Source organism: Paralcaligenes ureilyticus (assembly GCF_004346225.1).
Lineage (GTDB): Bacteria > Pseudomonadota > Gammaproteobacteria > Burkholderiales > Burkholderiaceae_B > Paralcaligenes > Paralcaligenes ureilyticus.
The window spans coordinates 119,586-143,011 of the sequence record NZ_SMAJ01000004.1 but is presented as its reverse complement, the minus strand read 5'-3'; the positions used below and the strand labels follow the sequence as shown (position 1 = coordinate 143,011).

Here is a 23,426-nt window from a genome sequence, read left to right as displayed (position 1 = left end):
CCAGCTGTTTCAACTAATTAAATGCCGATATGCCGGTTTGCGCCCGGCCCAGAACCAAAGCATGGATATCATGCGTGCCCTCAAGCGTATTGACTGTTTCCAGATTCATCAAGTGCCGTATCACGTGATATTCATCGGCAATGCCGTTGCCCCCGTGCATATCGCGCGCCATGCGTGCAATCTCCAGGGCCTTGCCCGCGCAATTGCGCTTGAGCAGCGAAAGCATTTCGGGCGTCGCCATGCCCGCATCGCGCAGGCGGCTGACACGCAGCGTGGCCAACAGGCCCAGGGTGATTTCGGTTTGCATGTCGGCAAGCTTTTTTTGCACCAGCTGGTTTGCGGCAAGCGGGCGGCCGAACTGCGTGCGTTCCATGGTGTACCGGCGCGCCGCCTGCCAGCAGAATTCCGCTGCGCCCATCGCGCCCCAGCAGATGCCGAACCGGGCATTGTTCAGGCATGAAAACGGCGCTTTCAGGCCGGCGGCGCCGGGCAGCATTTGCTCGTCGGGAACAAATACCTCATCCATGAAGATTTGCCCGGTCGGCGACGCGCGCACCGAAAACTTGCCTTCGATCTTGGCCGTCTCCAGCCCCTTCATCCCCCGCTCGAGAATAAAGCCGCGAACCACGCCGGCATCGTCCTTGGCCCATACCACCATGATGTCGGCAATGGACGCGTGGCTAATCCAGGTTTTGACGCCACTTAAGCAATAACCGCCGTCGACTTTGCGCGCACGGCTTTTCATGCCGCCCGGATCCGAGCCATGATCCGGCTCGGTCAGGCCAAAGCAACCGAGCAGCTCGGCTGTCGCCATGCGCGGCAAATAGCGCACGCGCTGCTCCTGGCTTCCGAACAGGTAGATGGGTGTCATCGACAAGGTGGTTTGCACACCCAGGGCGGAACGAAAGCTCGTATCGATGCGTTCAAATTCACGCGAAATCAAACCATACGAGACATAACCAATGCCCGCACAGCCAAAACCCTCAATGGTTGCGCCCAGAAAACCCAGCTCGCCCATTTCGCGCATGACGCTCACATCGAAACTTTCTGTACGATTGGCCTGGATAATTCGCGGCGCCAGTTTTTCTTCGGCATACTGGCGCGCGCTATCGCGCACCATGCGCTCTTCCTCGGTCAGCAAATCGTCCAGGCGCAGGGCGTCCTGCCAGTCAAACTGGCCGCCCACCATGCCGGCCTTGCGCAATTGCTCGGCGGAGGGTGTGCTGTATTGTTCCTGGACGGGCGCTGTCATAGACGTTCGATCACCACGGCAATACCCTGGCCCATGCCGATGCACATCGTGGCCAGTGCGTAGCGCCCGCCGTTTTTTTGCAGCTGGCGTGCGGCCGTCAGTAAAATGCGCGGGCCCGATGCACCCAACGGATGCCCGATCGCAATAGCGCCGCCATTGCGATTGACCCGCGCATCGTCAAGCTTCAGCCCCAGCCCTTTGATGCAGGCCAGCGCCTGGGCCGAAAAGGCTTCGTTGATTTCAATCACGTCCATATCGCTTAATGCAAGCCCGGCACGCGCCAACACTTTCTGCGACGCCGGCACCGGGCCGATGCCCATCAGGCGCGGCGCCACCCCAACCACGGCAGACGCCAGAATACGCGCCATGGGCTTGAGGCCGGCACGCTCACCGGCGGCAGAGCTTCCGATCAGCATCGCCACGGCGCCGTCGTTGATACTGGACGAGCTGGCCGCCGTGGTGACGCCACCCGCATTCAGGGCACGCAGGCCGGACAGAGACGCCACCGTCGTTTGCGCCCGGGGCTGCTCGTCCCGGTCGATATCAAGGGTCTCGCCTTTTTTCCTACCCGGTACAGTGACCGCGCAGATCTCGCCCTCGAAAAAACCCGCGGCCAGCGCGGTTGCGTATTTTTCTTGCGACGCCGCGGCGAAGGTGTCGACCTGCTCGCGGGTCAGCGCATATTCAACCGCCAGATTGTCCGCGGTCTGAGGCATGGAATCACTGCCAAAGGCCTTTTCAATTTTCGGATTCGGAAAGCGCGCACCCACGGCGGAATCAAATATCCGCATTTCACGGCTGAATGCCGCTTCGGCCTTGGCCATGACAAAAGGCCCACGGCTCATGCTTTCGACACCACCGGCCAAAATCATTTCGCCTTCGCCCGCGGTGATCATGTGCGCCGCGCCGGCAATGGCGCCAAGGCCGCTGCCGCAATTGCGATTGATCACCGTGCCGCCCAACTCAATCGGCAAACCCGCCAGCAAACTGGCCTGGCGCGCCACCGTGCGGCTATCTTCGCCCGCCTGATTGGCGCACCCTATGATGACGTCTTCCAGCATTGCCGGATCGATACCGGTCGACCCCATCAAGCTTTTGAACGCCACGGCCAAAAGATCATCTGGCCGGATATGCGCCAAGCCGCCGCCTCGTTTACCAAAAGCGGTTCGGATACCACCGTACAAATAAGCATTGAGCATGATGATTCCCGTTAAGTCTTATTCGCCTTCGTGCAGGCCGATACCCAGCGCGACACGCCGCGCGAGCCACAGATTGACGCGATAGCGCGGATCGCCATAGCTGTTGTAAAGATTGTTCAGCACCTTGCCGATGCGGCCGATGCCCAGGCTGTCGCCAAAGGCCAACGGGCCTAGCGGATACGACAGGGCCAGCTTGACCGCCTTGTCGATATCGGCCGGCAGCGCCGTGCGCGACTGTGCCAGTGCGGTGGCGACATTCACGATCATCGCGATGATCCGTTGTGCAATAAACCCGGGACTATCGCGGATGACCGTCACCGGCACGCCATCGCGAGCAAACAAGGCATGCGCCGCATCGCGCCACTGCGGGCCGGTTACACAGGTGCTCATCAGGGTACGCCGCTTGTCCAGGCCGAACAGAGTGTCGATAGCCACCGTGCGTACCGGATCAAGGCCCTGGCGGGCCGCACAACGCGAGGCGTCTTCGCCTAACGGGGTAACGACGCACAGTGCCTGAGCCGAAGGCTTCCCTGCAAGTTCTATCGCCGCTCCCAGGCCACTCAGCAAGGAAATCACCGCATCGGCTTCGTCGGGCTCGTCGCGGCTGACCCAGACCGGGGAAAGCACTGTCGCCGGGTTGGGGGCTGCGGCCTCGGGTTCGGTTAAAGGCAGGCCATCCGTGTACGCATAGAAACCCGCATTGCTTTTGCGGCCAAGCAAGCCCGCATTGACCCGATTTTCCATCAACACGGATGGGCGATAGCGCGGCTCCTGATAAAACTGGGTATAAATCGCCTCGCTCGCCGGGTGGTTGACGTCCAGGCCGACCATATCCAGCAATTCGAACGGGCCCATGCGAAAGCCCGCCGCATCGCGCATCACACGATCAACGTCGGCGCAGGAGCCGACCCCTTCGGAAACCAGATGCATGGCTTCAAGCGTGAAACCGCGGCCGATCTGATTGACCAGAAAACCTGGAGTGTCCTTGACCCGAACGACCTCTTTGCCTAATTTCGCCCCCACTTCGGCCAGCTTCTGGACCACCGCGGCATCCGTGCGCAAGCCATCGATCACCTCGATGAGACGCATGAGCGGAACCGGATTAAAGAAATGAAACCCCGCCACTCTTTGCGGCCTGCGGCAGCGCGAGGCCAGCGTGGTAATCGATAAAGAGGACGTGTTCGATGCAATGATGCAATCGTCGCCGACCAAGCCTTCAATTTTTTCCAGGAGCGATTGCTTGGCCTGCAGGTTTTCGATAATCGCTTCAATCACCAGGCTCGTCTTGCCGATCGCTTCCAGGGAGTCGGTGACGGCGATGCGGCTTATGGCCGCTTGAGCGGCGACCGCGTCCAACTTGCCTTTTTGCACCGAACGAACAAACTGCTTGGCAATCCTGTCCTTGGCAGCGGCGGCAACGCCGGCCTGGCTATCACAGAGAACGACATCAAACCCTGCTGCGGCGAATACCTGGGCTATCCCCTGACCCATGGCGCCTGCACCAACAATAGACACTGAAGTAGCAACGGCAGCAACTGTGGACATGTCCATCCCGAATCGTTCTGAGTGATGCCATGATAGAAGCACCCAAAACATTTATCTAATTTAGATTCATGATGTTCATCATTGATGTCGTCAATGATGAGGATAAGTGCCGATGCAGCACCGGTGCGCCGCGGCGCTACAGCCTCTGGCACAAGTCGTAGAAAGCCTCGCGCAACCACCGATGGCCCGGATCGTTTTCCATCGACTCATGCCAAATGCTATAGATCGGAAAGGGTTGAAGCACGAGCGGCGTTTTCAATACCCTGACACGAAAGGAGTCGGCATACACATGAGCCATACGCTTGGGCAAGGTGCAGATCAAATCCGTCTTTTGCACAATCAGCGGCATCGACAAGAAATGCGGCACCCGCATCGCGATATTCCGTTTCATGCCTTCTTTTTTCAAGGCCATGTCTATCCAGGCATTTCTTTGCGTCATGACCACATGCGGAAGCGTCAGATAATCGCTCAGGCTCAGATGCTCGCCCACACTGGGATGATCCCGTCTGACCAGGGAGACGAGCGAGTCGTTCATCAAATGCCGGCTGGTGAACTTGTCATCCGGAATTTTGAAGTAGTCCAGCGCGAAATCGATGCGCCCTTCCTTCACCTCTTCCCTGATCTGGCTGCCGTGTTCAGCGCGAATATCAATCCGGATATGCGGTGCAACCTTCATGATCCAATCGGTCAGGCGCGGCAAAATGACCGCCTCGCCGTAATCCCCAACCCCGATGACAAAAGTACGCGACGACGTGCCATAGTCGAACGGGGTATTTTCCCGAAGGCTGTTCTGAATCAAATCGAGCGCCTGCTGAATCGGCGCCATCAACTGCTTGGCCCGAGGCGTAGGACTCATGCCCTGGCTGGATCGCTGGAACAAGGGATCATCGAGCGCAATGCGCAAGCGCGACAACGCATTGCTTACCGCCGACTGGCTCAGGCAAAGCTTGACAGACGCCCGCGTCAGGTTTCTTTCGCGAAACAGCGCGTCGAAAACCTTGAGCAGATTCAGGTCAAGATTATTAATATTCACGGTATCGGTGCCTTTGTAGTGGCATCGTTATTGTAGGTTGTAGCGCCACCCCTTGTGGGTGGCACAATTCCCGTAACAAGGTGATCCATCTTTTGGAAAAATGGCAGCCACAAGGGCTGCCGCTACAACCTGGGTAACATGGCACCCACAAGGGGTGCCACTACCACTGTCTGGCCAACCTCTTCTTAACTGCCAGGCAGGTTGTGCATATTGGGGAAGAACATGTCTTTCCACGATGCCGGCTTGGCCTTGATGAACCCGATGCGGTACATGAAGTCGACGTATTTCATGACGTTTTGCGGTGTGGTGGTGAATTTGACATTAGGGTCGTTGAGGATTTTCACAAAGAAGGACGCCGGCTCTTTGGACTTGGTGACCCGGATATACAGCTCGGCGGCCGCCTGTTTGTCGTTATTGACAAAGGCAACAGCCTTGTCGAACGCCTTGACGAATGCCGCATAGGTCTTGGGATTGGCATCGGCAAACTTTTGTGTGGCCCAAACGACGTTAAAGGTATGCGGACCACCTGTGACATCGTACGAATTCAGAACCGTGTGAATGCCCGGCTTGCTAAGCTCGATGTACTGAAACGGCGGTGAAGTGAAATGGCTGTTGATTTCGCTACTGCCGGACAGCAAGGCCGCCATCCCGTCGGGATGCGATTGCGTCACCGTGATGGCGTCGAGCTTGTTTTGCTGGCCTGGCCCAAACGCTTTCTCGGCGGCCATCTGCAGCGTAATGGCCTGAATGGAAACCTTCACGGCCGGCAGCGCAATCCGATCTTTGGACGTGAAATCTTTAATCGTTTTCACGGCCGGATTGCGGGTAGTAAGCAACAAGGGCATGGAATTCATGGCCGTCACACCTTTGACGACCACATTGCTTCTTGTCTTGGCCCAAAGGGTAACAAATGGCCCCACACCGCCCGAAGCGAACTGCAAATCGCCCGACAATATGGCGTCGTTCATGACGTTGCCGCCGGCGAACTTGGCCCAATTCACCTTGATGTCGCCCAAGCCTGCCGCCTTGGCCTCTATTTTAAGCAGGCCCTTATCCTGCATGACCATTAACGGCAAATAGCTGATTCCGTATTGCTGCGCGATGTTTACGGTTTTGATTTCTGCCAATGCACTCGTGCTTGCCGCAAGCCAGAAGGATGCGCCAACCAAGAGCGGTAATCCGATTTTTTTAAGTCTCATTTTGTCTCCTTTTTACTTCGTAAGATAGCGCCCATGGCGCCCTGTTGGAAGCCCTGCCAGAACTTATGTAGTCTCCTTCCTGATTAAAAGTATCGCTTTAGTGTCGACTTAGGCATAATAGGGAGCGAATTCATCAATGTCAACTATATGACTTGTATCAATAGGCCATCTGATTGCCACTATAATCCGAAGAAATCCGCGCTACCGCTCAAATTGCCGACTTCCTCAACCGTAATACACCCTTCTAAATCATGCAAGAATACATTGCTTCGCCCAACATCGGTTTGACCTTATATAAGTCGGTTAAGCGCCAGATGCTGGCCGGACTTTCGAAGGGTGAATGGAAGCCAGGTGAAGCCATACCGGCCGAAAAGCAGCTTAGCCTGCGCTTTAGCGTATCGATCGGCACCTTGCGCAAAGCCATTGACGAACTGGTCGCCGAAAACATCCTGATCCGACACCAGGGCCGCGGCACGTTTGTTGCCATGCATAGCCGCGACCAGCACATGTTCCATTTTTTCAATGTGGTGCGCCACGATGGCCAACGAACACTGCCAAAAGTAAGCCTGGTGCAGTTTGCGAAGGCCAAAGCGCCTAAAGAGATCGGTGAACGGCTGGGCATTGCCCGCAGTGCCAAAACGTTTCAGTTCACCAACATACTCGCGCTAAACAACACGCCGGTGCAGGTTGACGAAATCATATTGCCCGAAGCGCTGTTTGCCGGCTTGAGCGAAGCGCAATTACGCAATCGCGCGAGCACCCTGTACAGCCTGTACCAAGTCGTATTCGGCCTGAACGTTATCCGCATCGAAGAGCGTGTGCGCGCCACCCTGGCCAGCGACGCACACGCCCCACTGTTAAAAATAGAGCCCGGCCACCCCCTGTTGCAAGTACACCGGACCGCATTCTCGTATAACAACCAACCCGTCGAATACCGCGTGTCGCACATCAATACAGAGCACTACGAATACTTCCCCAAAGTGGCTCAATAAGTTCGCGCCGTGGCCGAGAAGTAGGACTTTATTTCATGAGTAAAGCCTAGCCTGAAATGGTTTTGCCGTTCGAGCAGGCCAACGCGCCGGCATATTTTCACCTCGGGCAACTCAATAACCCGCAAGCGGCTATCGTTGGCCCAATCGACATTGGCCAGCCGGGGAACAATCGAACCGCCGAAACCCTGTTTTACCAGTTCAATAATCGTTTCAATCGAGTTGAGCTCCATTTCTTCCACAGGCGTTACCGTAAACGAGTCCAATACATTCTGGACCAGTTGACCCGTCCAGGTGCGGCGGTCAAAACGCAAAAAAGGCAGCTTAGCCAACACCTCATCAGGCGTAAGTTTTACATTGACCGGCATCGACGCCTGGCTGGGCACAATCAGAACCATAGGCTCGGTGTATAACGGCGTCCAGACCAGCTCCGAACTTAACAGCACCGGAGACTGCGTCACCACCGCCGCATCGAGCTCGCCCTTTTGCACCTTACGCGCAAACTCATTGGACAAGCCCGCATACAGCTTGACATTAAGCCGCGGGTGCTTCTTCTTGATGGCACGCAGTGCATCCGAAAACGCCCCCATCAACGCCGAAACCAACGCACCCACCATGACCGAACCCGACAGCTCGCCGCTTACATCACTGTCGACCAAACTGTCATAGGCCCTGACGACCGCTTCGATTCCCGCCACCTTGACCTGGCCCTGCGGGCTGAGCGCAACCGAACGCCCGGTTCGCACAAACAGCTCACAGTTCAATTCGCCTTCCAGCGCCTTGATCTGCAAGCCGACGGCCGCCGCGCTCAAGCCTATTTCCGTGCCCGCGGCCGCAAAAGTCCCGTAACGCACCACGGCTAAAAACGTTCTAAGATTTCGAATCGATGACATAGGTTCCAACCTGGGCGGCGCCCCACAAGCAACATAGGGAAAATACCTATACTGCGCGTAATCACGCATTGCATGACCACTGACGTACAGTGAGAATACGCCAGATATCCGCCCCCGATCAGGGCGGGATACAACCATAACAAGAAATTCGTCAACGTTAAACCAAGGGAACAGTCATGAAACACCTACTTGCCGCAACCCTGCTGGCCGCGCCTGCGCTAGCCCTGGCCCAAAGCCCGGTTCCTGCAGACACCTTGAGCCACGTCATGGAAAGCCACACCTTGCGCGTTTGCAGCCCAGGCGACTACAAGCCCTTCAGCTTCCAAAAAACAGACGGCAACTTCGAAGGCCTGGATGTGGACCTCATGGCCTCACTGGCCAGCGCCCTGGGAGCCAAAACGCAATTTGTGAAAACCACCTGGGCCAAGCTGATGGACGATTTCACCTCGGGCAATTGCGACATCGGCGCGGGCGGCATCTCGGTGTCGCTCGAACGCCAGAAAAGAGCCTATTTCAGCATCCCCTACATGATCAACGGCAAAACGCCCATTACGCTGTGCACCAACGTTAAAAAATTCCAAACCATCGCCGACATCAACAAGCCCGATGTCCGCGTCATCGTGAACCCAGGCGGCAGCAACGAGAAATTCGCCAAAACCAATTTGACCAAAGCCCACATCATCACTCATGAGAACAACATCGGCATTTTCAAAGAAGTAGCCGAAGGCCGGGCCGACGTCTTCGTGACCGAAGCGGCCGAAGCCAAAGTGCAAAGCAAACTCAACCCAACACTTTGCCCCGTCAACCCCGACAAACCTTTGCAATATGCCGAAATGGGCTACCTGCTGCCGAGCGGCGACATGCGCTTCAAACTGTTCGTAGACCAGTGGCTGCACCTGGCCAAAGCCAGCGGCGAATACGCCAAGCTGGCGGATAAGTGGGTGCCGCAGTAAAGGCTAGCGGGCAATGGTTTACAGGACAGCAGGACGCGGTTTTTTCTCAGCTTGCCACAGGCCATACTGAGCTTGCATGTTGCATCCAGAGTTCTGCGCTGGTGCCTAATGCGTCACGCAGGCGAAGAGCCAGTCGCATAAGGCTCCTCAGATAATCGCACAACTTGAGAGTCGCTGGGAACTTGAACTCTACTTTATGCGATACGGCCCACCCGCCGTCGCCAAACATCTTCCTCATTATGGTTCGCATGAGGAAACAGCGGCTATCGGCCTATTGTGTCGAAAAACTCCAAACTAACAGTTTCTAAACTATATAAAGGGGTACTTGACCTCTTGCCTGAGGTCTAATCGTGGCATATGCGCAATTCTGGAAGGTTGATTTTTTCTCGCTCCGAACTCGATCATCAAGAACCGAGTTTTTCAACGCAATAGGCCAAGAGCGAACGCTTAACTGGCCGAACTAGGGAACCAAAATAAGTGAATTACCCCAAGACTAGCTTCTACACCTTGCCCAATGGCTGCCAGTGTCACCTTTCCAACTCGCTCCCTCTCAACTATCCACCGCATCCAAAAGTGTCTCCAACACACGATAGCCCTCAGGGTGATTGATCATGAAAGTGACTACATCATTCATATCGAAGCGGAATGGCTCAGCCACATAGACAGTACTAAAGAAATTTTGCGCCAACACAACACCTCCATCGGACAATGCTCGTTGCTCATCCTCTCCGACCAACTGAGGAAAGAACGCCGACAAAACTGCAGTGCCCAACGCTTGCATGCCTCGTGAAGGTGAAAATCGGTCCCAATGCCAGCGCCCCTTAATCGGACAATAAGTTGGCACTTCATCACCCAGCATGAAGCTCCACATTTCGCTGTCCCACATCCATTGAGGTGCCCGGAGCGGGTAGGAAAGCTGACCATCCGGGTGTACCGTGACCTCATGAGTATTCCCATTTCCCCAAAAGACCAATGACTGCAGCTGCAGATAGGCGCGGGCGCGTTGGCGCAAGTTAGCCATCGCCATTTGAGCGTTAATGCTAGCCCTTACCTGTGCTTGGCTGAGGCCCTCGGCCACACAAAGCAAGGCAGTCTCTAGGCCAAGACCGCGATTATGTAATGGCTGTAGGTCGAGATAGGCACGGCCTACTAAGGGTTCGGGAAGACGTTCCACACATCGTCCCAAAATCAGTGGGACTATCCTCACTCCTGGTTCATCGGCTATGCGGGTCAGAACTTGCAACTCACGATGTAGCCCCGAGTCAACTCGTCGAGCTGCGTCTATATAGTCTGGATCACACAGGCACAGTACCAGTATTGGACGTTGCGCCAAGGCCGAAGCAATTCGTCCATCGATCGACTCGCCGAAGCCAATGCTGTCACGGTCCCAAAATACTTGATAATTCCAATCTAGAGGATCGGCTATTTGCTGTCGCACCCATTCCTTATTTTCTAGCTCGGCTCCCCATGCATATGAGATAAAGACAGCGCCACGGTTATCCGCATCGATCATAATTTTCAACCCTTAGGGGGGAGCACAACACCCATGCAATCCCCGTGTTCTGGCAAGCATTAAAAACTAATCCAAAAAATGCCTTTTCAGATGAGCCCATAGTCTAGTTCTAACGCGTCAAATGGGCAGTGATAGAGAAGGCTTGTAGCCACCATCATTCAAGCCTTCAAAGTCGTATTCATATAGCATTATCTTCCCAAGACCGGGTTGCCTTTGCCCCAGAAAAAATGTGAAGGCGTTCGGTGCTGCGATAAAAAGGTGTATTGATGGCCTATTCCCAATGCGACTCTGGTTGATTTTCAAAGCCAATGCTTCGGCCAAATCGAATGCATGCTGACCACACACGACAGACCGTGCGCCAGCGCCGCAGGTCGGCCGCGCAATCAGCAACGAATTCACCTCTGGTAAAGAAGCTGCGAGATGCAATTTCACGGCGGGGACCACATCGTGGGTAAGGCATACCGCGACAGCTATGTCTCCCGCAGATTGGTTCAAGTTTTCCAGATCGAATTTCCATCCGGGCCACGACGAATCGCGCGACATGTCGTTTGAATGCCAAACATTCCGATGAACCGTTCTTTGATCGATCTCGACGTTTCGGCCTGACTTGATGTTTAGTACCGACCCGGCAGCGAAAGCCAGCGTGATGTGTGCATCGAGAATCAGGCGTAAATGCTGATTATCCCTTGCCGCAGTTTGCAGAAAGCCTTTGAGCTTAGGATAAAGTGTCGATGCCCAATCCGCTTGGCCGCGAATTGCGCGCTCGTCGAAATGGGGGATCAGATTAAGCACTACCGTACAGCGATCCTCCAGCCGATCAAAAGGGTGCTCGAAGGATTTCACTCCGAACACCACATGCGCCCGACCGTCACCAGCTAGCAGGCCTTCCCGTTTGCATGCTTCCTTGAACGTCTGTCGATCGAACTCCAGCCGACCCTGTGCGAGCCACTGGAATGCAACATCATCGTAGACAAAACTGCTCTCATTGATGGGTACGCGTCGCAGGCCCCGGTTCTCGAACAACAGGTCCAGATTATCCCGATGATCGTCCAAGGAAGTGGAATCTGTGTCCAACGACAGCGTTCGCGCAAGGAGCATGAGTTCTCGGTCATTGATGCCCAGATGATCACGCCAGAGTTTCCTAATCCTGCCGGCCCTGGAACGGTCCGTTGTACCATCGAATAGATCTTTTAAACGCAGCGTCTTCGATTTCTGATTGATATATGCGTGCAGTGGATCGGCCTGGCCGATACGCCAGTTGGTGAGAAGCTTGAACCGGGCGCCGATACCATCACGCGCATGAGCAACCTGCGCTGCGCGGGCTCGCTGCAGCAGCGAGAACTTGTTTGCGTTGATCCATTCCGGATCAATCAAGTCGGCGTAGCCGAAATCGTTGATGGAGACATGCCACTTGCATTGGATGTGCTCTCGCAGAATAGGCCTGCCTTCATGATCACCGGGTGCGCGGTCGGCTGCGTAAGCGACCCACACATCATCGAAGCCCTTCGGCCCCGACTCAAACCCTACGAGAGTCACAGGACTCGTCGGATCGAGCAGACAAGCGGCTTTGCGCCAGAAGATTCTGGCTTGGAAAGCATCCCCGTCTCTGCGCACGGCAACGGCTTGAGTCATGTTGATTCCTTGGCAGTACGAATGGTTGGCGTACCTAAGTGCATCCCGGGCGTAGGTGTTACGCATCCCGAAACGGTGGCGTCGGCAATATCGACCGAGCTAGCTCAATGGCTCGCAATGGCTTAATCGGGCCATCGGGATACGCGTCCAACACGATGGTGGGTAGCAACCGCTGCGTGATATCCGAATAAGTGAACCCATAGGCGCGCTTTGGCTGCTCACCCGTTGCGGCCACGAGCGCTTCCAAGTCGGCCTTGCCGAACCCAGCGCTCCCGAGTTGGCGTGAAAGAACATCAAGCCGCTGCGCGGCATCAGGACGTTCGAACACGAGGATGTCTGCAGCGCGTCGGCGCACTGCCGGGTCCAACGCGTTCAGTCGATTAGTACACGTCAGAACCACAGCCGGAAGTCCGCCATTCGCGAGTCGATCGATGCCACGGATAAAGGCGTTTACGCCTGCTCGGTCTTCATGGTGCATTTGATCAGATTCACGCGACTGGGCCAGTGCATCAGCCTCGTCGACCAGCAGGATGACACCGCCGCGTGCAGCCCCTTTAGCCGATTTGAATTTGCTAGCTTCATTGAACGTGTGTTCGAACGCAGCAGAGACAAGCTGGGTCATTTCTCCAACTCGGCCCTGGCCGCGCGAAGACAGGCTTAGAGGCAGTAGCGTGATGTCGATACCCTCTTGGCGGGCCACCTTGTCGCCGATGGTCTCCGCAAGTTCCGTCTTGCCAGAGCCGACATCGCCAGAGAGAACTACCAGTGGCGGGCGACGGATGACAGCATCGAGCAGGTTGCGAGCTTCCGCATGGTGCTTGTCTTGCCATTTCCGAAGTCCTGTTGGATTGATCAAGACGCCCAGGATGTTGGCCAGGCGCCTGATCTTTTCATCCATCCCAACAAGGCGTGCGAGGCGCTTTTGTGCGTCAGGGTCAGGCAGCGTCGTCGGGCGCTCGAACAGACCCTGGAGGCCAGGTTGCTGGCTCATATCAATAGCTCCTTACGCTGGAGCGGCCAAGCGAGCGGCCGCCGGATGAATAGGTCTTGTCATCGACGAAGTAGCCGTTGACCAGCGGCTCTGCCTGACCCGTCCGCTGTAGCGGCAGTTGTCCTTCGATGGCTGCGCGCTGGTCGGGCGTCAACGCCCACCAGGCACTGTTGTAGGTCAGGTAGCTGTGAAAACTCGCACCGCTGATGTCGATGCCTGGGCGGACGCGACCCGGGTCATCATCCGTGCCGCCATTCTCAAGCTCGCTAGCCGTGTAACGCAGTGTGGGTTCAGTCCAACTTCCTTCACGCCTGAAACCATACGTGACAGTTTCCAAATAGCCCTGGCGCAACAACTCGGTGGCCTCACCCTCGAACTCTGCAATGCGTTGGTCGGTGATGTGCCCATATAGGCGCTGCAAGCGTTTAAGGTCTGCAGCTACTTTGGCTGCAAGGTGCCTGGCATGTGTCAGCGTGAAGGTCTTGGTTTCGGTCGCGGTGAAGCTGTAACTCATAGTGTTCAACCTTGGAAAGAGGGGCCAAAGACTTTCTGCCAGTAGCGCAGCGTCAGCTCTTTGTTGGGCGCGGTTAGGGCTGCATCGATTGCGTCGCCCGCATCCAGGGCGGCATCAACAATGGCGTCGGCGTTTCCGGCGGTATAGAGCCGCGCCACGTTGTTGCTGGCGTTAATTGGGTCGATGATCTGCACTAGGTCGTCGAGCTTGGCCACGCTAGATGCCGCGTAATGATCCTCGAAGACGATGCGTTCGCGAAGATTTGATTTCGCAACGTATGTAAAGAACGACTGCAACGCTTCTGGGTAGTCGGAGAAGTCCACACCGTCATCGCACAGCTTTGCCAGGATCATCTCAATCATGAAAGATTTGAATCGAAAGCCATCTCGTTCCTGCTTCATGCGTCGTGCCCAGAACTTCACGAACCGGGCGACCTGCGCAAAATAAGTCTGCTGAGCCTGCTTGCGCTTGCGTGCGAACTCCAAGTGCAGCGGGATACTGGTCTCCAAGAAAGAGCCATCGTCCTGGCTGATCAGATTGCCACGCCAGTCAGGCAGCCCCGCATACAGAATCGGGACCACATCCACGTCCAAGCCCGATCCCAGAAAGGATACGGTGACCGAGTAGGTCTGAGGCTTGACCTGATCCGGGCGGAAGTTGGGGAAAGCCTTGCGCAACCTTTCCACCAAGTAATCCAATAGCGCTTGGGTGTCGTATGGGGCATCGGAGCCACTGACGTAGACGGCCATATCGATGTCGTTGATCGAGCGCAGTGCGGTGCCCTTGGCGAGGCTACCCGACAGTTGAATCCGCTTAAGCGAAAAGTCCGGATGCTCCGAGAGGTAGCCCTCTAACTTCTCGCGTAGCCGCCGCGCTTGGGCGCGGTATTCATCTGCCTTGTCTTTGGGCAGATTGACCTTATCTTCCGCGAACCGCACAAGGTCGCGATGGTCGATATGGGTACGGGACATCTGAACAGCTCCTTGTGAGGCAATCTGGTTCGCACCAGCGAATCATGATAAAAAGTTCGGAATCGTGAACATAAGGGCATATTACACCTGTTTCCTCCGATGTCAAACAAAAAGTTCGGTATCGTGATATTCTTCATATACGCATTTTGGATAGGAGACGGACCATGGCGACACGTCTCGGCGAGAAGCTACGCGAGCTTCGCAAAGAGCGCGGGCTGACACTTGAAAAGCTGGCTGATCTTGCGGGGCTCAGCAAGAGCTACCTCTGGGAACTTGAGAACCGCGAGTCCCAGCGGCCGTCGGCAGAGAAACTAACGGCACTGGCCGACGCGCTGGGCGTCGCGGCTACCTACTTTTTAGAAGAAGATGTTCGGGCACCAGAGGAACGGCATCTGGATGAGGCGTTCTTTCGCGGCTATCAAAAGCTAGAGCCTGAAGCGAAGGAGCAACTCCGAAAAATACTGAGCACCTTCAAAAAGTCCTCGCAATGACTGATGTTTGGACCCCACAGCGTGCAGCCAACCGACTGGTGAAATTGGCTGAGGTGTTCAGCGTGGCCCATGGGGGGGACCGCTTCCCTGTCGAGGTATCGCCGCTCGCGATGGAGGCGGCTCGCATCTTTGGTTGGGCCGATCCAATCACCCGGGTCCAGGCAGCCAGCATCAAGGGTTTCGACGGCGCACTATTCCCAGGGGATAACCGAAAGGAGTGGCTGCTGCTTTACAACGAAGCAGTGTCTTCACCTGGTCGAGTACGGTTCACGCAAGCTCATGAACTTGGACATTACATCCTGCACCGACAGCTCAGAGAGTCGTTTCAGTGCAGCGACGCCGACATGCTGAACTGGTCTAAAGACGACAGCGATATCGAAGGGCAAGCTGACCTGTTCGCTTCTTATCTCTTAATGCCGCTCGATGACTATCGCAAGCAGGTCACCGCTACCGTCGATTTGGACTTGCTTGGGCATTGCGCCGACCGCTATGGTGTGTCACTCACGGCGGCAATCTTGAAATGGTTGCAGTACACCGATGAGAAGGCGGTGTTGGTAATGTCCAATGATGGTTTCATCGACTGGGCGTGGTCTAGCGAAGCGGCAGCCAAGGCGGGGGCTTTCTTCCGAACACGCAATAACGTGATCCCGATACCTGCTGGAGCTCTTGCATCCAATCCCGACGTCAAACTGGATCGCGCAGGCGCTCAAATTCCCGCCTCTACCTGGTTTCCGCATGCCAGTGGCGACACACCACTTCGCGAAATGAAGATTTATGCGGAGCAGTATGGCGTTGTCTTAAGCTTGTTGCTTCTGCCGCGCTATGCTGATGTTTGGCCACCTTGGCTAGAGAAAAATTAGCGTCAACCAACACTCTGCACCCTCATGAAAAAGCGGAAGGGCCCGTGAAAACTGGTACCAGAGTTCATCGCTATTGAGGCCCTGGCAAACAAGCGGCCTGATCGGCAGTCTATGTCCGCTTTGGGTCGAGGCTATATGAAAACTCAAATTTCGTTAAAGCTACCGCTTGACCATCCACGGATAGCTGGATCTTACGCCCCAGTAGCGATAATACGATCCTCGTATGCTCACGCTTTTCCCCCGTACGCACGGGCCATAGCCTGCCATAGGGCACTTATATTCCGGATCGGCAAAACCCTCACACTGTGTTATTGGTAGCCTTTATGCTCGATCCTTCGTCCAGCAGAGCAGGCTTCTCTCCACCACCCGCCCCCACCACCAACCCCAGCTTCTCCACCTCAAAATCCTTATGCACCGGCTCCAGATTCGGCATGGTCTTATTCGCCTTGGACGACAGTTCGTTAAACCTCGACACCTTGCCATATAGGCCTTGCTGTCCGGCAACAGCGGTAACAGTATCGTTGTAATGCTTGCTGGCGGTACCCAGAGTATTGCCCAGCCTTTCCAGGCGTTCGGCCACGACTGCGACCTGGTTGTAGATGTCGCCGGCGCGGTTGCTCAGTTCCTGGGCCTGTTCGTTGCTGCGCGCAACCATCCACAGGTTGGCGACTGTTTTCAGTATGGGCATTAGCGTGGTGTACGAAACCATGATGACGTTGCGCTGATAGCCGTAGTTGAACAGTTCTTTGTTGTGCTTCATGGCTTCGATGTAGGCGGGCTCGATGGGCATGAACATCAGTACAAAGCTGGGGCTGTGCATGCCGATCAGGTTGCTATAGTCTTTGCCGCTTAAATCATCGATATGGTTCTTGACGGCTTTAACGTGCGCATCCAGCGCGGTGTGTCGCTCGGTGTCGGTTTCGGCAGCGATGGCGCGGTCGTAATCGACCAGGGACACTTTGCTGTCGAGCACCATGTGTTTCTGGTCGGGCAGTTTGACGACGAAATCGGGCTGGCGCGCCTGACCCTGTTCGTCTTTGAAGCGCGGCTGGGTTTCGTAATGGTCGCCCTCGACCAGGCCGGCTTGTTGCAGGGCGTTTTCCAGCTGGATTTCGCCCCAGTTGCCGGTGGTTTTCTTATCGCCTTTCAGCGCGGAGGCAAGGGTATTGGCTTCCTGGCTCATTTTCAGGCCGATCTCGAGCACGTGCTTGATCTGCCCTTCCAGTGAAACGTGCCCCTTGACGGCTTCGTCGTGGACTTGGTTCACACGCAGTTGAAAGCCGCTGATTTGTTCGCGAAAGGGTTTGAGCATGGCATTGAGCGAGATCTGGCTGTTCTCAGCGAAGGTTTTGCCTTTTTCTTCCAGAATTTGGCCGGCCAGATTTTGAAACTCGGTTTTCAGTTGCTGTCTGGACTGCTCGAACGACAGCTTCATTTCTTCGAAGTTGGCGAGTTTCTCGGTGTGGGTGACGCGCAGTTCGGTCAGTTCTTTATCGACGGCGGCCAGACGTTCGCTGGCGGCGCGCAGCAGTCGTTCTTTTTCGATGAGGCTCGTTTTGGCTTCTTCCAAGCGTTCGCGCAAGCTGTCGGCGTCGGAGTCGCGGCGCGCAAGCTGGCGTCCAATCTGGCCTTTTTCGGCGTCCAGGGTGATATTTTGAGTTTTAGCCTGATCCAGTTCGACACGCAGCGCAATCAGGGCCTCGCCGCGCTGCGTGGCGGTGGCCTGGAGCAGCATGAACTCTTCATGGGCTGCCGCCACGCGACGCCTTGCGTAAAAGGCTGCGATGCCAAAACCTAACAGCAGGCCCAGTAAAGTCAGCAAGATGGTCGTGATTGCGGGAAGAGATTCAGTCATGGGTGTCGTCCTTATTTACCCATATTATGGCGCACCGATTCAGGCGCAGAAACTTAGTTGTATCCTGCAGTCTGCAGGCACCTTGAAAATATCGTATGGAGTCTGGCGCGGTGTGGGGGGTGGGTGGCAGCCACGAGGGCTGCCGCTACATGAGCAAAACGTATCTACCTATTACTTCTGACCCTCCATATCCATCGGCTGGACGCTGCCGCAATCGTCGCTTATCCATTTGCCGGTGGTTTCGCTACTTTGGTCAATAGGCTGGCCGTGCGCTAGGCCTTTGAACTGGTAGGTGGAGGTGAAGGCTTCATCGCTGGAAAAGGTGCCTTCCATCCTGCCCTGGCCTTTCATGTCGGGACCATTGCAGACGATGTCCAGCGAATACTTCGTGCCGTTATGCCGGTAATCTTTGGATTCACAGCCCATGGACTTGATCCCTGCCGTGGGAGGCGTGTCGCGCGCGGCCATCTCTTTAGTGATGCACACTTCGGAGACCATGCCGCCATCAGACATCTTCGGCACCTTGATACCCATATCCTGCATTTTTTTGATCTGTTGGGGAGTCAGGGTGGGCATTGATTTCAACAGGCCCGATTTGATCGCCATTTCCCACAGACCCGGCTTCATCTGGTCGGCTGCCCAGGCTGTCCCCCCATACGAAACAATTGCGAACAACAGTAGCGAAACAAGCGATCGGCGCATGATGACTCCCTATCTATTGTAGTGATGCGCAAATGCTAATCCTGGCGGCGCGTTTGAACAAGCATCGGAAGGCGGCATAGGAAGGAGATACCGGGCGTCCGGGTACGAAACGCCAAGGCAAACTATACTGCGGCCATTCCATTACACAGGGTCCGTGACTTTTGGCGCGCTACAAGCCAAGAGCAAAAAAATTTATATGCCCCATAGAGACGTCGCCTCCTGGTCCGAGCTATTTCAGGGCCGCAATGGCCTGCGCTCCACCGTACTGGCAGGCGGCGTAGCCTTGCACGCAATCAATGTCTATATCGTTGCCACGATTTTGCCTTCTGTGGTGAAGGATATAGGCGGCCTGGATTACTACGCCTGGAACACCACACTTTTTGTGGTGGCGTCCATACTCGGCTCGGCGCTTTCGCCCAAGGCCCTGGATGCATTCGGGCCGCGCGTGGCCTATTTGATCGCCATTCTGATTTTCGCCGTGGGCACGACCGCATGTGCGAGCGCGCCATCCATGCCATGGCTATTGGTGGGGCGCACGGCACAGGGTTTTGGCGGTGGAATTCTGCTGGGGTTGAGCTACGCGTCGATCCGCCTGGTGTTCGAAGATCGATTGTGGCCGCGTGCCATGGCCCTGGTTTCCAGCATGTGGGGCGTGGCGACTTTGCTGGGGCCGGCGATAGGCGGAATTTTCGCCCAAACGGGCCACTGGCGCCTGGCGTTCTGGGTGGTTCTGCCGATTGCGGCGTTGCTTGCATGGCTGGTCAATACACAGATAGATCGCAGCGCCAAGGCCTCCAGCGGGAGCCGCATCAAGGCGCCACTGGGCAAGATTACGGCACTGGCCGCTTCGGTGCTGGTGATATCGCTAGGCAGCTTGTCCACCAACCTTGCCTGGAATGTGGTCGGGATCGTTACGGGGCTGGGGATAGGCGTGGGCGTGGCGCGGGCCGACGAGCACGCCGCCGTCAAGCTCATGCCCGCCGGGGGCTATTCAATCAGAACCCGTATCGGCAGCCTTTATGCCTGCCTGTCCCTGCTTAGCATAGGCGTGACGACGGAAATCTTTGTAGCCTATTTCTTGCAGCTGATTCATGGGCATACGCCATTAATTGCAGGATATATGACGGCGCTTATGGCCGCGGGCTGGACGATGGGGTCGATCGTGAGTTCCGGACGCACGCAAACGGCGGCCAACCGGTTGATCCGCATCGGCCCGGTTCTGTCCGCCCTGTCGCTGCTGACTCTGGCGGTGCTGATGCCATGGTCTTCTTTGACCCAGGCAAATGCAGGCAGCTGGTGGCTGGTGGCCCCGCTTTTGGGCGTGGGCATGGGGATAGGCCTGTGTTGGCCGCAAATGTCGACCCGAATATTCAAGGCCGCGCCCGCCGGCCAGGAAAATATTGCCGCTTCGGCCATTACAACCCTGCAGCTGTATTCCATGGCCATGGGTTCGACCCTAGCCGGGGTTGTGACCAACGCGGCCGGCTTTACGCATCCCGGAGGGTTGGTGGGGGCGCAACAGGCCGCGGTTGCCTTGTTTGCCATATTTGCCTGCGCGCCAGGTTTCGCAGCGTTTTTGACCGGGCGCGTGGTGCGTCAGTGAGGGGATGATGGGTCTGGTTTGGGGAATGGCACCCACAAGGGGTGCCGCTACAAATACCTGCCGGCGGATCATGTAGTGGCAGCCCTTGTGGCTGCCAAAATCCCCAAAATCAAAACCTATTTAGGCATCCGAAACACTTCGGGATCGGGGCCGCAGCGACCATCGGCTCGATCCATGCGGTTTATGGCCGCCATGTCGTCGTCGTCCAGCGTGAAATCGTAGATGTGAAAATTTTCCTGGATGCGGCTGGGGGTCACCGATTTCGGGATGACCATGTTTCCCAACTGGATATGCCAGCGGATCATCACCTGAGCCACCGAGCGGCTATGTTTGTGGGCGATGCGGACCAGAGTGGGGTCTTCCCACAAGGCCCCGCGCCCCAAGGGGCTCCAGGCTTCGGTCACGATATTGTATTCGGCATGGAAATCACGCAGCGCCGCTTGCTGAAAGCGCGGGTGCAGTTCGATCTGATTCACCACCGGTAAAACACCCGTTTCATCCAGCAGGCGCTGCAGATGGCTGATGTTGAAGTTGCATACGCCGATCGATTTGACCCGCCCTTCGTGATGCAACTGGATGAGCGCCTTCCAGGCATCGATGTATTTATCTTCCGCCGGCACGGGCCAATGAATCAGGTACAGATCGACGTATTCCAGGTCAAGCTTTTTCACGCTTTCACCAAAAGCCGCCATGGCGCTATCGTAGTCGTGGCGATCATTCCAGAGCTTGGTGGTAATGAATAATTCTTCGCGCGCGACGCCTGATTCGGCAATGCCCTGACCCACCCCCGTTTCATTACCGTAAATGGCCGCCGTGTCGATCAGACGATAGCCTTCCTTGAGGGCGGCACCGACCACCGCCGCGGCCACGTCATTGCCCGTCTGCCAGGTGCCATAGCCCAGCTGCGGGGCGCTGTGACCGTCATGAAACTTGACGTGATTTTGCGTATTGGACATGATGGGCCTCCTTGAAACGATGATTTGATTATACGTATGTTACAAACGATGCTAAGCATCGTTCTTGGGGCCATTGGCCGCCATCGCTATCAGGAGACTTCCGTGAGTGTGCATACCGACTTGAAACGCATTAGCGTGCCGCAACTGATGGCCTGCAAAGGCCAGCGGAAAATCGCCTCGCTGACCGCATACACCGCGCCGTTTGCCCGGCTGCTCGACGACTATCTGGACATGATATTGATCGGCGATTCGACCGCCATGGTGGGATACGGCCTGCCCAATACGCTGTCGATTACCGTGGATCAAATGGCTGCTCACGCCGCAGCGGTAGTGCGTTCCACGCAAAAGGCCTGCATTATCGTAGACATGCCTTTTGGCAGTTATCAGGAATCGACACAACAGGCTTTCGCCAACGCGGCCAAAGTGCTGGCGGCCAGCGGCGCCGACGGCATCAAAATGGAAGGCGGCGCGGTCATGGCCGACACCACACGGTTTTTGGTCGAGCGCGGCGTGCCGGTGCTGGCCCACGTCGGGTTGATGCCGCAATATGTACACACCATGGGCGGATTCAAAGCCCAGGGCATGACCGACGAGGCGGCCGAACGCATTTTGCACGACGCCCTGGCGCACGAACAGGCGGGCGCCTTCGGCGTTGTGCTCGAAGGCGTGGCCGAGGCCCTTGCGCGGCGCATTACCAAAACGCTCAAGATCCCCACCATAGGGATAGGCGCCTCGCCCGATTGCGATGGCCAGATTCTGGTCACTGAAGATATCCTGGGCCTAAGCGGCGCCCGTATCCCGAAATTCGCGCGCCAGTTTGCCGACGTCGGGGCGGTCATACGCGGCGCCGTCGAACAGTACGCCAACGGCGTGCGCGATGGTTCGTTTCCGGGGTTGGAAAATTGTTTCGGGGTGAAGAAATAGCATGCTACCCACCCTGCTCGATCTACAAAATGCATTAACGGCCGGCCAGACCACCTCCGTCGAATTAACCGAAGCAGCACTGGCGCGGATTGCCGACCCGGCCGGCGAAGGCAGCCGGGCATTCACCAAGGTTTACCGCGCACAGGCGCTGGCGGCGGCGCAAGCGTCGGACCTCCTGCGTGCTGCGGGCCTCGCCCGTTCGCCCATTGACGGTTTGCCGATTTCGATCAAGGATCTCTTCGACGTGGCGGGCGAGACGACGCTGGCCGGCTCGGTGGTGCTGAAGGGCTCGGCCCCCGCCACCCGAAACGCGGCGATTGTCCAACACCTGATGGATGCCGGTGCGGTTATTGTGGGGCGCACCAATATGACCGAATTCGCGTTCTCGGGCCTGGGATTAAACCCGCATTACGGCACGCCCAGCAGCCCCTGGGATCGCGCCACGGGCCGCATCCCGGGTGGTTCATCGTCGGGGGCGGGCGTCTCGGTAGCCGATCAGATGGCCGCGGCGGCAATCGGCACCGACACGGGCGGATCAGTGCGTATTCCTTCGGCCTTTTGCGGCGTCACAGGCTTCAAGCCCACTGCGGCGCGCGTTTCCACGCAAGGCGCCCTGCCCTTGTCGTGGACTCTGGACTCGATTGGGCCGTTGGCTGCGTCGGTCAGATGCTGCGCCACTCTGGATGCTATCCTGGCCGGCGAAAATTGCCCGGACCTGGCGGCCCCACCCCTGCGACACCTACGCTTGGCCCTCCCCGCGTCGTTGGTGCTCGAGGGCGTCGACGAGCATGTGCGCACGAGCTTTCAAAATGCACTGAACGCATTCAAAGCTCACGGCGCACACATTGAAGAAGTCGAACTGCCCGAGTTTGAACAATTGGCCCACATCAATCGTCACGGCGGGTTTGCTGGTGCGGAAGCCTGGGCCTGGCACCGGAAGATTCTGGCCGATCGCGCACAGGAATATGATCCCCGCGTCTCGTCACGCATCGCGCGGGGCAAAAACACGAACGCCGCCGACTATATCGAGCTGCTGCAAATTCGTCCCCAATGGATTGCATCGGTCGAACGGCGGCTCGAGCCGTACGATGCGCTATTGATGCCGACCGTGCCGGTGGTCGCGCCGGCTATTAAAGATTTGCAAGAATCCGATGATGCGTATTTTGCCTCCAACGGTCTCATTCTGCGCAACCCGACCTTGATCAATTTCCTGAATGGCTGCGCGCTTTCCATCCCGTGTCACGCCGCGGGCACCGCCCCCGCCGGTTTGATGATTGCGGGTGCGGCCAACTGCGATCGGCATATTTTAAACGTGGGGTTGGCGCTAGAAGAGGTGTTGGCGAAACGGTAG

Annotated in this window: 21 protein-coding genes; 7 read left to right on the top strand and 14 right to left on the bottom strand. The window is 56.6% G+C overall.

Going from position 1 to position 23,426, the window contains the following annotated elements; genetic code table 11:
- Positions 1-13 precede the first annotated feature (13 nt).
- From EDC26_RS07490 to EDC26_RS07470, 5 genes are all read right to left on the bottom strand, one after another.
- Entirely contained in the window at positions 14-1,189 is a 1,176-nt protein-coding gene (locus EDC26_RS07490) for an acyl-CoA dehydrogenase (RefSeq protein ID WP_132581443.1), read from the bottom strand.
- Positions 1,190-1,248: 59 nt separating this feature from the next.
- On the bottom strand, positions 1,249-2,451 hold the full coding sequence (locus tag EDC26_RS07485) for an acetyl-CoA C-acyltransferase (RefSeq protein WP_132581084.1): 1,203 nt from the start codon (positions 2,449-2,451) through the stop codon (positions 1,249-1,251).
- 18 nt (positions 2,452-2,469) lie between these two features.
- Complete coding sequence (locus EDC26_RS07480) at positions 2,470-3,996, bottom strand: 3-hydroxyacyl-CoA dehydrogenase (RefSeq protein WP_132581082.1); 1,527 nt, start codon at positions 3,994-3,996, stop codon at positions 2,470-2,472.
- A 136-nt stretch (positions 3,997-4,132) separates the two neighbouring features.
- Positions 4,133-5,029, bottom strand: a complete 897-nt coding sequence (locus EDC26_RS07475) for a LysR family transcriptional regulator (RefSeq protein WP_132581080.1) — start codon at positions 5,027-5,029, stop codon at positions 4,133-4,135.
- Between the two features lie 185 nt (positions 5,030-5,214).
- Positions 5,215-6,228: an ABC transporter substrate-binding protein gene (locus EDC26_RS07470; protein ID WP_132581078.1), complete on the bottom strand. Its 1,014-nt coding sequence runs from the start codon at positions 6,226-6,228 to the stop codon at positions 5,215-5,217.
- A gap of 251 nt (positions 6,229-6,479) precedes the next feature.
- Between EDC26_RS07470 and EDC26_RS07465 the strand changes: the two genes are divergently transcribed.
- Positions 6,480-7,220, top strand: coding sequence for a GntR family transcriptional regulator (locus tag EDC26_RS07465; protein WP_132581076.1), 741 nt, complete (start codon positions 6,480-6,482; stop codon positions 7,218-7,220).
- On the opposite strand, the gene EDC26_RS07460 is transcribed toward EDC26_RS07465, so the two are convergent.
- The gene (locus tag EDC26_RS07460; protein ID WP_132581074.1) at positions 7,214-8,110 is read right to left on the bottom strand and encodes a LysR family transcriptional regulator; all 897 of its coding nucleotides are present in this window, start codon (positions 8,108-8,110) and stop codon (positions 7,214-7,216) included. The two genes, EDC26_RS07465 and EDC26_RS07460, sit on opposite strands and share 7 nt — an antisense overlap.
- A 176-nt stretch (positions 8,111-8,286) precedes the next feature.
- On the opposite strand from EDC26_RS07460, the gene EDC26_RS07455 reads away from it, so the two are divergent.
- Positions 8,287-9,063 (top strand): transporter substrate-binding domain-containing protein, encoded by a 777-nt coding sequence (locus EDC26_RS07455; protein ID WP_132581072.1) that lies wholly within the window; start codon positions 8,287-8,289, stop codon positions 9,061-9,063.
- 550 nt (positions 9,064-9,613) lie between these two features.
- Here EDC26_RS07455 and EDC26_RS07450 read toward each other — a convergent pair.
- From EDC26_RS07450 to EDC26_RS07430, 5 genes are all read right to left on the bottom strand, one after another.
- Positions 9,614-10,576 carry a toll/interleukin-1 receptor domain-containing protein gene (locus EDC26_RS07450; RefSeq protein ID WP_132581070.1) on the bottom strand — a complete coding sequence of 321 codons (963 nt, stop codon included), beginning with the start codon at positions 10,574-10,576 and terminating at the stop codon, positions 9,614-9,616.
- A gap of 117 nt (positions 10,577-10,693) precedes the next feature.
- Positions 10,694-12,208, bottom strand: coding sequence for an SAVED domain-containing protein (locus tag EDC26_RS07445; RefSeq protein WP_132581068.1), 1,515 nt, complete (start codon positions 12,206-12,208; stop codon positions 10,694-10,696).
- 58 nt (positions 12,209-12,266) lie between these two features.
- Complete coding sequence (locus EDC26_RS07440) at positions 12,267-13,199, bottom strand: AAA family ATPase (RefSeq protein WP_132581066.1); 933 nt, start codon at positions 13,197-13,199, stop codon at positions 12,267-12,269.
- 1 nt (position 13,200) lies between these two features.
- The gene (locus tag EDC26_RS07435; RefSeq protein WP_132581064.1) at positions 13,201-13,713 is read right to left on the bottom strand and encodes an HORMA-1 domain-containing protein; all 513 of its coding nucleotides are present in this window, start codon (positions 13,711-13,713) and stop codon (positions 13,201-13,203) included.
- Between the two features lie 5 nt (positions 13,714-13,718).
- The gene (locus tag EDC26_RS07430) at positions 13,719-14,684 is read right to left on the bottom strand and encodes a CBASS oligonucleotide cyclase (protein WP_132581062.1); all 966 of its coding nucleotides are present in this window, start codon (positions 14,682-14,684) and stop codon (positions 13,719-13,721) included.
- Positions 14,685-14,848: 164 nt separating this feature from the next.
- Here EDC26_RS07430 and EDC26_RS07425 point away from each other — a divergent pair, with 164 nt between their 5' ends.
- A complete protein-coding gene (locus EDC26_RS07425; RefSeq protein ID WP_132581060.1) occupies positions 14,849-15,175 on the top strand; it encodes a helix-turn-helix domain-containing protein in 327 nt (108 codons plus the stop codon).
- Entirely contained in the window at positions 15,172-16,035 is an 864-nt protein-coding gene (locus tag EDC26_RS07420; protein ID WP_132581058.1) for an ImmA/IrrE family metallo-endopeptidase, read from the top strand. The genes EDC26_RS07425 and EDC26_RS07420 overlap by 4 nt, the downstream gene beginning before the upstream one ends.
- A gap of 298 nt (positions 16,036-16,333) precedes the next feature.
- Here EDC26_RS07420 and EDC26_RS07415 read toward each other — a convergent pair whose 3' ends face one another.
- Both EDC26_RS07415 and EDC26_RS07410 read right to left on the bottom strand, forming a co-directional pair.
- Complete coding sequence (locus tag EDC26_RS07415) at positions 16,334-17,890, bottom strand: DNA recombination protein RmuC (RefSeq protein ID WP_132581056.1); 1,557 nt, start codon at positions 17,888-17,890, stop codon at positions 16,334-16,336.
- Between the two features lie 171 nt (positions 17,891-18,061).
- Positions 18,062-18,592 (bottom strand): DUF3617 domain-containing protein, encoded by a 531-nt coding sequence (locus tag EDC26_RS07410; RefSeq protein WP_132581054.1) that lies wholly within the window; start codon positions 18,590-18,592, stop codon positions 18,062-18,064.
- A 196-nt stretch (positions 18,593-18,788) separates the two neighbouring features.
- Between EDC26_RS07410 and EDC26_RS07405 the strand changes: the two genes are divergently transcribed.
- A complete protein-coding gene (locus EDC26_RS07405) occupies positions 18,789-20,195 on the top strand; it encodes an MFS transporter (protein ID WP_132581052.1) in 1,407 nt (468 codons plus the stop codon).
- Positions 20,196-20,311: 116 nt separating this feature from the next.
- Here the strand turns inward: EDC26_RS07405 and EDC26_RS07400 are convergent, their stop codons facing one another.
- Positions 20,312-21,151 (bottom strand): aldo/keto reductase, encoded by an 840-nt coding sequence (locus EDC26_RS07400; protein ID WP_132581050.1) that lies wholly within the window; start codon positions 21,149-21,151, stop codon positions 20,312-20,314.
- Positions 21,152-21,253: 102 nt separating this feature from the next.
- Here EDC26_RS07400 and panB point away from each other — a divergent pair, with 102 nt between their 5' ends.
- Positions 21,254-22,075 (top strand): 3-methyl-2-oxobutanoate hydroxymethyltransferase, encoded by an 822-nt coding sequence (gene panB, locus EDC26_RS07395; RefSeq protein ID WP_132581048.1) that lies wholly within the window; start codon positions 21,254-21,256, stop codon positions 22,073-22,075.
- 1 nt (position 22,076) lies between these two features.
- Positions 22,077-23,426: an amidase gene (locus EDC26_RS07390; RefSeq protein ID WP_132581046.1), complete on the top strand. Its 1,350-nt coding sequence runs from the start codon at positions 22,077-22,079 to the stop codon at positions 23,424-23,426.